An 11,821-nucleotide genomic window follows, 5' to 3' on the forward strand; every position below is an offset into this window, starting at 1 on the left:
ACGCCGTCCTCGCCGCCGTCGGCTACAACTTCCGCCGCCTGATCTGCTGGCTCAGGCTCTCGTTGTGGCAAATCCTGGCCATCCTCTTCGCCCGACCCCAAATCAATCCAGCCTGAATTCAGGGTTCTTCACGGACGACTACCTACTATCGCGGATCGCCCACCATCGACCAATACTCGCGCTCCTGCGCGGCTTCGAGTTCCTCGAGCGTCACGGGGAATGAGCGAGAAATCGAGGTTGTAGATCGGTATCGGCGCATTGTCGGCCTGTCCCGGCGGCGACTGCGGTGCCAGCCATTCCAGCGATGTTGCCGCCTGCCACCCGCTCAAGGTCGAGATTTTCGAGCCCGATCGAACAGTGGTCGAGGGCTGGCCCTGGCGCGACCGAGTGCCGATCATCGTCGCCACGGCACGCCTGCCGGAGTTTGAGGGACCGCGCCTCAGCGCGGCTCCTGCCACCTACGTTGTCTTGATGTGGGTGGGAAAGTTGCTGATCGCGCGGGAGGCGAGCATTGCGGATTCGATCGCTGACTCGAAACATCCACCGCTGAAGCGCGTGCGCGTCCAGTCGCCGACGACATACAGGTTTGCGAAGTCTGCCGTATCCGCGGATGAAAAGCGGCTCGCAACATTCGTGCCGCTCGGCGTCTGCACATAGAGGTCCGAGCCGTCGAAATTGGCCGCGACGCAGCGGCAGGTTTGCTGGCCCGCGCCGTAGCCCGGCCACAGGATGGGCAGGTGTTGTGCGATCCACTGATCGGCCTGCTGGTTCGCTGCCTGCTGCATCGAATCCGGGGTAGGCGCGGGTTGCTGCGGCACGTGGAGACAGCCGACGAAATAGCCGATCGTCTGCGGTGCGTCTGGACAGCTCCATGATTCCGTCTGCAGCTGATGACTCATGTCTCCCCAGGAATCGTAGTTCTCAGCGAAAGCGGTCAGCACGGTCGGCCCAAGCGGCCAGCCCAGACCGGCGATGGGAGGGCCCATCCAGAGCTGCAACGACTGGGTTCCCACGGACCGGCTGTCTCCTAGCGCGGCTTGCCATCGCGCGCTGCCTTGCGCGAACGACGCCGGGGTCTTGGTGATCGCCGCGGGCGGAATGGCAAGGATGACGAGATCGAAATCCTGGTCCACCTGCAGCGGTCGCGTGCCGGCGGATGCCGTGCAGAAGCTGGATTCGAAATTGCAGCCCCGCAAGACAGAGCCGTCCTTGAGTTGATCCCAGTCCGGCTGGTTCGGCCAGCATTGCAGGTTCTTGACCGGTACCAGCGGCCTGTAGGGCGTGCCGTCCCCCGTCACGGCCTGGATCGAGATCTCGATGGACTGAATGCGCCCGTTTGCCGCGGTCATGTCGGTGAGCCGGCTGAAGAACTGCACGCATCCCGGCTGCCGCGCCTCGAGGACCTCATAGAATGGCGTGAAGATGGTGTCACCCGTTCCTGCTGCCATCTTCCACAGCGGGGCGTTGCGATAGCCAAAGGTCAGCTCCATTGCAAAGCGAAAGGTGACGCCGGCGGCCATCGAGCCATTATCGATGTTACCGGCCAGACCGTCCCGGAAGGCAAAGGCGAGATCGTAGAGCGCGCGAATGGGAGCTGAGGCCAGCGTCTCGTCGAACGCACCGCACGTCGCCAGCCATGCGCGAAAGTCCTGTGCGTTGAGCTTGTCGTAGGCGGCCTCGCCGCTGTGGGCGATATCCCGGAGATAGCCGAGGCCTGTCGCCACGCCGAGGTTGGCAAGAATGAGGAGCCGGCTCATGGCTCCAGATGCCAGCTGAAACGATTCGTTTTGCTCGGCATCGTGCCCGGCCGGTTGCCAGCCCTTGTTGCCAATCGCCTCTCTCAGTTGCTTATTGGCGATCTCGAGGTCATTGAGCTTCTTTTTCGTTCTTTCATCCGTTGGTTCGAACAGGGGAGCACGCAATGCGGCAATCGCGGCCTTGCCGCCCTTGATCAGCTTATCGAGGCCAACCGACGTCTCGAGCCAATCGGCCAGCCTTTTTACCAGCCGATGCATGGCATCCACAGGCCCTTCCGCCAGGGCCCGCGCGGCCATCGGATCTGCGCCGAGACCGTCGCCAGGTTCACCTGGAGATCGAGGCAGGTTGGCGAAGTCCCATGGCTCCCAGGCTCCTCCGCGACCGTCGGGCTCCATGAGGGTGATCTTGCGCTGAGGGATGAACGCCTGCTCCCAGGTGGAGAGCGGACTGCCCGGGCCAGGATGCCAGGCCTCATAGCACGCCCGCAGCGTCGCAAACGCGTTGTGATAGCAGCCCATCAGCATGTGGAGCCCATGCTCTTCAATACGGTCGTGCTCGCTGTAATTACGCCCGCTGGCGCATTTTCCCCCAAGGCGCCAGCCCTGGGTGTAGAGTGTGACCCGATAGCGATCGTTCTGCTCCGGCGCCGTTAGCCAAAAGGCCGCGGCGAGTCCCGCCGGTCCTCCTCCGATGATCACGACGTTGATTTGCGATCCGTGGGGCATGGCTTATCCTCCATGCAGCATCGGTGCACCGATGCTGCCAAAACCAATTGAGCTCGTCTACGTTGCAACGATCACGGCGCTGCCGGGAAGCGCTGTATAATCGATCCTTGCCCAACCGGCGAACCTGATCGGCAGGCGTGTGGTCGGGGATGTTGGCATCGTCCCGAGCAAGTCGAACACGATCCTGTGGCTTTCGCAGGTGGCAATCTCGGCGGTGAAGCTGTCGAACAGCGGGCCCCCAGCGGCGAAATTCGTCACTGCGATCGGCGAGTTGACGATTGCCTGATAGCAGCAGATCGTCGGATCGTCCGACGTACGGAATTGCTTCAGCACGACACACGAAATTTCCGGCTGGCGGGTGAGCATCTGGAGGGCATCTTCGGCGATCCCGTCGAGCAAGCCTCGCACCGCGCCGCGGGCTGCTGCCCCCGCGCTGTCCCAAGGTTCGGACTTGGCGCCCTCGTTGGTCCTGAAGATACGATAGAGAACGACGTCCTGCGCGGGCGTCGTCGGCGCGAGGACCGGGAACACCGTGGTCCGACAAGAAAAGCCCGCGCCCGGCGCATCGGTGTCGACGCCGATGCGCGCGAAAGCTTTCGGCCATCCCCAGACCTCGCGCCCGGTGACAAGGCCGATCGTGTAGTCAATGAAGATATAGGGCGCCCAGAACACCAGCCGGCTGGGAAGCGGATTGGTGCCATGAAACTCCCAGAGCGGCACCAGGATCATGGTCTCGCGCCCGGGCATGAAGCCGATCGCATCGACCGTCGAGGTACATCTTGCATTGTCGCTGAAGCTGAAGATCGCGGCGGACAGCGCAGGGGCGTAGCGCACCCGTCCGGGAGCTACGGGATTGAGAAGCGCATCCACGAGGTTCTGAACGGCGGTGGTGTCGGTCTCGATGCTGAAGAGGCTCATCGTGGCATCGGCGAAGGTGTCGGGAGCTGACAGACACGTCGCGCCGTGTCCGATCCACGATATGTAGGGTACCTCTGTCATGTTCCTGGTCCTTGCGATGGCCGGCGTTGCAGGAAGTCGTACCCGACAATGTGAGCAGGGGCGCCGCTGATCGCGCGCGCGGCCGCCGCACCGGACATCACGGCTCCCTCGATTGCCGTGGTGTTGAAACCGTGCCGGCTGCCCTCGCCGGCAAGGATGAGGTTGTTGAAGCCGGTCTGGTCGGGATGCAGCCGATACTGCGTCGTTCCCGCTGCCGACAGCGTGCAGCATTCGGTCGGGTCGATATTGGCGCGCCAGAACTGCTGGTTGAAACGTGCTGTGCCGACGGCCGGCTCCGTCACGTGCAGCACGTCGAAATCGAAGGCGCCGTTGGGATCAGCGAGTGGCCACAGGCCGTAGGACGACTCGTTGAGCCACGCGATCGCCTGGGTCCGGATCTCATCATGGGCCTGGGCGGGAACGCCTGTATTGGAGGAGGGCTGCCGGAATAGCGTCGTCTTGTATGTTCCAGTGAGATAGTGCAGGGACTGCGGCCTCGGCCCCTGCCAGGTTTCGAACGGCAACACCTGGGTCATGTCGGCCCAGATGTTTAGATACTCGGGCCCTGAAACGGTCGCGGCTTTGCCGGTGGTCCAGCCGAGGCCGGCACTGGTCGGGTCGCACCACAGCTGGACCGACTGCGTCGGCACGACACCGACATTCTGAACGTACGAGGCAAACGCTCCGTTCTTGGCGATCAGCTCCGCGCACATGCTGGCGTCAGCGCCATTCAGGGGCTTGTAGGCGCCGAGCGAGATCGCAAGGACCGCGATGTGGAAATCCGTTCCGAGATGAAGCTCCTCGGGTGGTCCGACGGGCGGCCGATCGCACCAATAGCTCTCAAAATTGACCTTTGCGGCCTTCATCTCGGCGCCGTCGACGAGTTGCTCCCAAAGCGGCTCGGCCGGCCAGACAGTCAATCCATCCGCAAGATCGTAGGTGGGCTGGTAGTCGCCGGAGATCGTCTCCACCTGCTTGTCCATCCGGATCGTCTGGATCAGCGTCCCGTCCGGCGACAAGCCGAGATGTGTCACCTTGCGGAAAAATTTGAAGCTCACGCCCAACGAAACAAGATGCTCGTACAGCGGCGCGACGATCACCTCGCCCATGCCGGCCTGGATGTCCCACATCATGGCGCCCTTGTAGGTTCCGATCAGACGCATGATGACGCCGAGCCCGGAGCCCGCGGCGTAGGATGGACGCGACACATCACCGTCCTCGTACTGATACAAGGTGTCGTAGAGGACGCGAATGACCGAGGACGTGTTAACGATCGTGGGGTTGGCGCCGTGGTTGATCAACCAGGCGCGAAAGTCGTAGCCGTCGAGCGCTTCGAGGGGACGGTCCGGCACGACCAAATCCCAGAAAATGCCGGCAGAGGTTGCTGCGAAGATATCGAGGACTTCGGTCAGGATGCGGTGATCGAGTGGAGATGCCTCCACGAATTCCGCCCTCTGTTCACCCACGAACTTCCGTCCGGCCAGCGCATCGCGCGCCCACCGGACGAGGTCGTGAAATTCTTTCATGTCCTGTTCGGTCAGCTTGCGAAGATCTGAACCGTGAGCACGCAGGTGGTTCTGCGCCGCTCTCACCGCACCCGCCGGTGTCGCAGTATCCGACGACAGCGCCAGGGCTCCGGTGGGCGGCAGCCAGCCGGCCGCAGCGACCGCCTCTGCGGGGGCCGGTTGCTGCAGGCGACGTTCAATCGCCTCCGCGATCCAGCCGGCGACCATCTGCATCATCTGGCCCCAGCTCGGCAGGAGTGTGCCGTCACCGGGCGTTCCATCGTTGGTCGGCCAGGTCAGTGGCCAGTACGTCCATCGGCCGTTGTCGTAAACGCCGATCGGCGTGTAGCTTTGCGGCTTCACGGCGGCCGTCCAGTCCGTCAGCATGCCGCCGGGCGGATTCGCCGCATAAAGCTCCTGGAGCATCTGAAAGGTGTTTTCGTAGCAGCCGAACCAGACGTGAAGGCCGTGCTCGAGATTGCGTCCCAGATCGTCCCTTCCGCTTGCTGCCTTGCCGCCGAGCCGCCAACCAAGCTGGTACACCGCGACCTCGTATCGATCGCGCAGAGCGTGGGTCTTGGTAAGGTGATAGGCCGCGCTCAGCCCGGCCATGCCTCCGCCGAGAATCGCGATCTTCTGCTTCGCCATCGATCTTTCCTCTCATGCTACGCCCGGATGGCTGAGTGACCCTCGCGCTTGACTGCTGCAGCCGTCATTAAATCGTAGCCCCACGGCCGGGCTCCCAGGCCATCGAGCATCGACATTCCCTGTTCGTAGTGGTGCTCGCGCGCGGCGTTGTCGGGCAGGGCTTGCGCGAGCCCGAGATGACCCAATGCCTCCTCAAGCGGCATCTGCAATCGTCGCGCCCAACCCTGCGCACGGCGGAACTGACGGATCGCTCGGCTCTGCCGTCCCGAGGCCAATGCAAAGCGGCCTTCGAGCACGTGCGCGCGCGGGCGGCATATCCGCGTCCGCGCTGCGTAGGCCGATACGGCGCGGCACGCCTCGGCCGTGCGCGCATGCAAGCCGTCGTCGCGCTTGCCGTCAGCCTGGCTTTGCTCGAGCAGTTCGAGGAACACGGCAGCCACGCTGCTGACGCTGTTGTACGCCGAGCCCATCGTGCAGAAGCCGGCGGCCAGGTTCTGCAATGCCTCGTCGGCACCGCGCCGTGCGCCCTCGATGTCGCCTGCCCTGAGACGAGCGGCAGCGGCAACGCCGTCGCAGAGGTGGCGTTCGGCCGGATAGAGAACGAGCTCCCGCACCGCTTCCATCCGTCGCACCGCGGCAGCAGGCGGGCGGCCCTCCAGCATATCGAGTGCCGACTGACCGGCGAGCAACCAGATCCGCACCGCATTCGTTTCGGCCCCCTCCGCGTCCCATCCGAACTCGCTGAGGATGGCACGCGCTTCGCGGTAGTTCGCGGCGGCCATCGCGATATACCCGAGCACCGCGCGGCACGACTGTCGGCGAAACCGGTCGCCGAGCCGCTCGAACAGCTTGGCGCCATCCTGCAGAAGCGTACGCGCCTCGTCCCAGTCACAAGTGTGCAGCGAGTAGACCGCGCCATAGAGACGGGCAAAACCCTGGTCCCGCAATTCTCCGACACGTTTGGATTCGTCGATTGCGCGTTGACGATAGTAGCGGCCCAGCGCATGCAGGCGCGTCGTTCCAAGTCCGATCGCGAGCGCCCCGTATCCGCCGATCGTCTCCGAGACCGCACCAACTTTTTCGGCCTGGTTCAACGCCGCGAGCGTATCGTGCTCCAGCTCGGTGGATTGGCACATGAAGTAGGCGCGCTCGGCGAGGCGTGTATGCAGAAGGGCGGACAGCCGCTCCCGTTGGCGGGTAACTTCATCGCATGGCGTTCGCATCAAGCCGACTCGGTGCGCGGCTTGTCGAGCGAGCTGCCGAATCGTGGAGAGCCTCATCTGGAGGGGGGTCTCCGGCCTCTTGATCCTGTTCAGCCGCATGCATTCCCGGAAATAGCCCTCGGCGTCACCGAAGCGCGCCAAGGCGTGGAGCGCTTCTCCTCTCAGGAACGCGAAGGTCGAGCGCTGGGCGTCGGTCAGCGCCAGCCGTGCGGTCCTGGCCAGACGGTCGGCGCGCTCCACATGCATCAGCGCGTCATCATTGGCAGAGCGGAGCACGGCGAGGCTCGCCGCCGACAGGCGAAACTCGACCGCTCTCGCCGTCTCGCCCGCGTGCTCGCAATGATGGGCGAGCTCCGAATAGTGCGGCTCCAGCGCCTCCGCGCGCCGCCGCTCGATCTGCTCGACGAGATGAAGATGGATCGATCGTCGTTGCGCATAGCTCAGGAGCTCGTATGTCGCTTCCTGAATGATCACATGGCGGAAGGCATGCGCGGCGCTGTCTCCTCCGGATGCGGGCTCCAGAATGCCCGCGAGGGCCAGGCGCCGCACGCTCATCTCGAGGCTGCGCGCCTCGCTCGGAAGCGGATAGATCGCCCGCAATGTGTCCATGTCGAAAACGCGGCCGATGACGCTCGCAACCTTAGCCACGAGCTGATCGGCCTGACCAAGATGGTCGATGCGTCCGACGACCAGGTCACGGAGCTTTTGCGGCACCGCGGCGGCTCTGAGATCGGACGCATGCACGAGACATTTCCCCTCCCGTGCTTCGATCAACCCATGCTCCTGCAGCGAAAGCACGAGCTGCTCGATATGGATCGGCAAGCCTTGCGACTGTCCGTAGACGAAATCGACCAGCCGGCGTGGGACGGACATGACGTTCAGGAGATCGCAGATGATCTGCGTCGTGCCTTTCGAGTCAATCCGTGTAACCGGGATGCGGCGGGACGCACGCTGGATGACCCGTCCGCCGTGCGGCGCCTCCGTCGCATCGAACGGCCGCGACGTCACCACGATCAGCAGCCGGGGCAATCTGCGCGCCAGCGCCAGCAGAAGGTCCGCCGACAGCGCATCGATCCAGTGCAAATCGTCGAGCAGGATCAAAGGGGCCCGATCCGCCATTCTTCGGGCGGCGAGCGCAACGATGATATCCTCTATGCCCGCCTGTCGCGCCGCGCCCTTGATCTGGGCAGCAAGTTCGCTGCTCGGCAATCCGAGCGGCATCACGTCCTCGATCAAGGCCGCCTTCTCGATGAGGTCAGTTTCGGCAAGCGCCTCGTGAAGTCGTGTCCGCAGCAGAGGCGGGCTCACGGGTTCGCGGTCGCCGGGCTCGCGCAGCAATTGCTGCACGAAATTGCGGAAGACGTAGTAGGGCGTCGCGCGCTCGATCACGTGCGTGGCAGCGACGATCGTCGTGTGGCGACTGCGTTCGGCCGCCTCACGCAAGGCCTGGAGCAATCGGGATTTGCCAGCGCCTGGTTCGCCTTCCAGAACGACGAGGCCGCCTTCACCACTGCCGAGCCCTCGCGTCAATTCCGCATATTCGGCATCGCGCCCGACGAGCGCTTTCTGCCCGGCGGGCGAGTGCGCAGGTGCCGCGAATGCCTGCGAAAGGCGGTGTACGGCAAGCGGACGCCCGCGCCCCTTGACCGAGATTTCCTCGGCTGGCGAGAAGGCGAACCGCCCGCTCGCCGCGCGGGCCGTCTCGGCATCGTAGAGCACGTCGTCGTCGGCGGCCTGCATGAGCCGCGCGCCGTAGTTCATGACGGGTCCGTTCAAGACGTAGTCGCGTCGCGCCGCGTTGCCGACCAGGCCGCAGAATACGCGGCCCGTCGCCACGCCGAGCGAGTGCGGTATGCCGAGCTTCGAGGCGTCCTCACGAATGCGTTCGGCGATCCCGACCGCGTGAGCCGCATTGCTTTCCGAGCCGAAGGACGGCAAGCCGCAGACGATGAGTGCGATGACGCCTTTTTCGTTAGCGACCACCCGCAGAATTTCGACATCGAGCGCCTCCGCGGCTTTCGCGACGACCTCGAACATCGTTTGCAGCCGAGCCTGGGCGGAGCCGTCGGGAAGCTCCGGTGCGCTGAGCCGAACATAGATAAGGCTCACGGCCCGGAATTCGGTCAGCCAGGCTACGAGATCGGACTGGCCGCGCGCGACGACCACGCGCGGCAGGAACGATTTTGGCGTGGACCACGAGAGCGGAATCGGACCAGGCGCCGGGCCGCGATCCGCTGGCCCCGTGTCGACCAAGGCGTCGAGGCGTGCCGCGGCGTGCATCGCTTCGCCGTGAGAGCCAATCGGTTCGAGCTTCGCTGCGGCGCCGAGCATTTGCGCGACCGCATCGTCGACGATCACCTCGCCCGGCTCGACCTCGTGCGAGATCGCGCTGATCGTGCGCAACGGCTCGCCGGCGAGAACATGAAAGCGCCGCCCGCTGTTGCCGGAAAGAATGACCGAGGTGAATTTGCCGGCGACCAGCGTCACTCGGTGGCGAAGCGAGGCGGGCGGCTGGACCGGCCAATGGAGCTGGACCTCGCGCAGGCCAATTGCAGCCCGTGCGGCTGAGACGGCCGGGGTGCTCGTCGATCCGGCGGCGCGCCAAAGCGCGATCGCGGCGTCGCCATCAATGCCCACCACGTCGCCGCCATGCGCCAGCACAATGTTGATCACGCAGCGGAAATAGTCGTTGAGGACGTCCCCGAGCCGCTCGGCGCCATCGGGACCGGACGCGGCCACCAGATCGGTCATGGACGTGGAGTCGACGATGTCGACGAAGAGAACGATTCCGTCGATGTCGCGAAAGCGAAAGCCTTCGGCGTCATCTCCGTCCGCCAGCTCCTGATAGAGTAAGTTCGAGGCGAAGCCTTGGAGCCGCTGGTCCAAAAGGGGAGTAGACAAAACTGCCCTCCCGAGGTGCGGGATCATTCACTGTATCAATGCACTACCGAAGCGCGTCTGACCGTGAACGGCTTCACATATCGGCAAATTACGTCTGGTTGTTCCAATGCTAACCTTCAGCTTCGGCGGTGTAAACAAACAATTGGGCACCTCTCGGAATCACGTCATCGATGTCGCCGGAAGCGACTAATTCACTTGCTTTCGCAATGTCTTCGAAGCCGTCGGGTTGATGGGATCCTGTCGCGAATGGCGCGCCGTCATTTTGTCGCCCGCCTGCTCCTGCGCGTCGATCCCAGTTTCGCCTTGACGTGGTCCTTCGGCCAAAGCGCGCCTTCGGGCAGAACCCGGACGCGGCCGTCATCATCGTTGCTGACTAGAACCTGGTCGCTTACATCGCCATCGATGCGGGTCAGCCTGAGATCGGTCTCGGGCGTCCAGCCGAGGGTGATGTCGACGTCACCAGGGAACACCTGCCAGCGTGAGCCGTCGTCGAGCTCGACGATATGGCTTTCGGAATGGGATACGATCCTCAAGGCTCGATCTCCAGCTTTCACGACGATAGCGGGGCGTGATCTGGCGGAGCGCATCCCGAATGCCAAATACATTGAATACTCAAACGGAGGACATGCCTTCTGGTTCGGCGATGCCGAGGCACTTCTCGGCGATATCGAAGAATTCATCACGGGAGATCATGAGAATTTATCGAATGATTTCGAGCGAGTTTTGATCACGATTCTATTCACCGACATCGTCGATTCGACCCGCAGCGCAGCCAGGATGGGCGACCTAGCATGGCGTCGGTTGTTGGACCAACACCACCAAATGGCAAGCGGGATCGTAAAGAAGCATCGCGGTAATCTCGTTAAATCTATCGTCGACGGATTCTTGGCAACCTGGGCATCTTTTCTCAGGTTGATGGAGCGCTCTTCAGGGGGCGTAATACTGAGGCCGCGGTCAGGCTTATCCGCGAATCGGCCGCGGGTTTGGTTTATAGAATTGGAAAGCAACTCTAGACTCTGCAGCGCGACGTCCGAGGCAGCCAATCCCGAAATGCCCGGTGTCAGTCCGGCATGAGGCTACTCGGCTGTTTCCCAGCCAACTCGCGGCCGGCGAAGTTAAGCTCCAGGTCTCTAAGGTGTTCGATCAACTGCTCTATGATCTCGTGATAGTCGGATGGCGTCAATGAATGCACGCCGCGCAACGCCAATTCATCCTGAAGAATCGTCGACAACAAGCCTGTCAGTCGTCTGAGCGAGTGACGTTGCCCCCAAGTTTTATCCAGTCCTGAGTTCGCCCCGGCTGTTGGATTTACCCGAATGGGCGGTGGTAGCGACGGGAGCTGGTGCGGAGCCATCGGCATAGCGCAGCGCCAGATCCCGTCGCGGGTTGCAGGTGAAGGCAAACTCCGATGGTGTTTTCCATCCGAGTTGCGAGTGAGGTCGCGTATCGTTGTAGTCGGCCCGCCAATGTCCGAGTTCGACCCGGGCCTGGGCCAGCGACGTGAACAGCGTCTCGTTCAACAATTCGTCTCGGAGACGGCCATTGAAGCTTTCGATGAAGGCATTCTGCGTCGGCTTGCCGGGCGCGATGTAATGCCAGGCGACGCGGCTCTGATCGGCCCATGTCAGGATGGCGTTGCTGGTCAATTCGGTGCCGTTGTCGCTGACCACCATTTTGGGCTTGCCGCGCTCGATGATCAGCCGGTCCAGCTCCCGCGCCACCCGCGAGCCCGACAGCGAGGTGTCGGCCACCAACGCTAGGCATTCGCGCGTGCACTCGTCGACCACGGTCAGGATGCGGAAGCGGCGGCCATCGGTGAGCTGGTCCGAGACGAAGTCGAGCGACCAGCGGTCATTCGGCGCTATAGGCACCACCATCGGCGCCCTGGTCCCGAGCGCCCGCTTGCGGCCACCACGGCGACGGACCGCGAGCCTCTCTTCCTGGTAGAGCCGGAACAGTTTCTTGTGGTTGACCAGATAGCCCTCCCGCCTGAGCAGAACATGCAGGCGCCGATAGCCGAAGCGACGGCGCACCTCGGCAATCGCTCTCATGCGTTGGCGTA

At 63.4% G+C, this 11,821-nt stretch carries 7 protein-coding genes; all 7 read right to left on the reverse strand.

The window, feature by feature from the left end; translation table 11 throughout:
* Positions 1 to 458 precede the first annotated feature (458 nt).
* Entirely contained in the window at positions 459 to 2,483 is a 2,025-nt protein-coding gene (locus tag IVA78_RS20500) for an NAD(P)-binding protein (protein WP_247279946.1), read from the reverse strand.
* Between the two features lie 57 nt (positions 2,484 to 2,540).
* Positions 2,541 to 3,482, reverse strand: coding sequence for an acetoacetate decarboxylase family protein (locus IVA78_RS20505; protein ID WP_247279947.1), 942 nt, complete (start codon positions 3,480 to 3,482; stop codon positions 2,541 to 2,543).
* Positions 3,479 to 5,635 carry an FAD-dependent oxidoreductase gene (locus IVA78_RS20510; RefSeq protein ID WP_247415310.1) on the reverse strand — a complete coding sequence of 719 codons (2,157 nt, stop codon included), beginning with the start codon at positions 5,633 to 5,635 and terminating at the stop codon, positions 3,479 to 3,481. The genes IVA78_RS20505 and IVA78_RS20510 overlap by 4 nt, the downstream gene beginning before the upstream one ends.
* Before the next feature lie 17 nt (positions 5,636 to 5,652).
* Positions 5,653 to 9,759, reverse strand: a complete 4,107-nt coding sequence (locus tag IVA78_RS20515) for an AAA family ATPase (RefSeq protein ID WP_247467368.1) — start codon at positions 9,757 to 9,759, stop codon at positions 5,653 to 5,655.
* A gap of 257 nt (positions 9,760 to 10,016) precedes the next feature.
* The gene (locus IVA78_RS20520; RefSeq protein WP_247279950.1) at positions 10,017 to 10,292 is read right to left on the reverse strand and encodes a hypothetical protein; all 276 of its coding nucleotides are present in this window, start codon (positions 10,290 to 10,292) and stop codon (positions 10,017 to 10,019) included.
* A 527-nt stretch (positions 10,293 to 10,819) separates the two neighbouring features.
* The gene (locus IVA78_RS20525; protein ID WP_247279951.1) at positions 10,820 to 10,990 is read right to left on the reverse strand and encodes a hypothetical protein; all 171 of its coding nucleotides are present in this window, start codon (positions 10,988 to 10,990) and stop codon (positions 10,820 to 10,822) included.
* 43 nt (positions 10,991 to 11,033) lie between these two features.
* Positions 11,034 to 11,821 (reverse strand): IS3 family transposase (locus tag IVA78_RS20530; protein WP_247466789.1); only part of this gene is annotated, 788 nt, incomplete at its 5' end.

The sequence above is a fragment of the Bradyrhizobium sp. 137 genome (assembly GCF_023074095.1).
Lineage (GTDB): Bacteria > Pseudomonadota > Alphaproteobacteria > Rhizobiales > Xanthobacteraceae > Bradyrhizobium.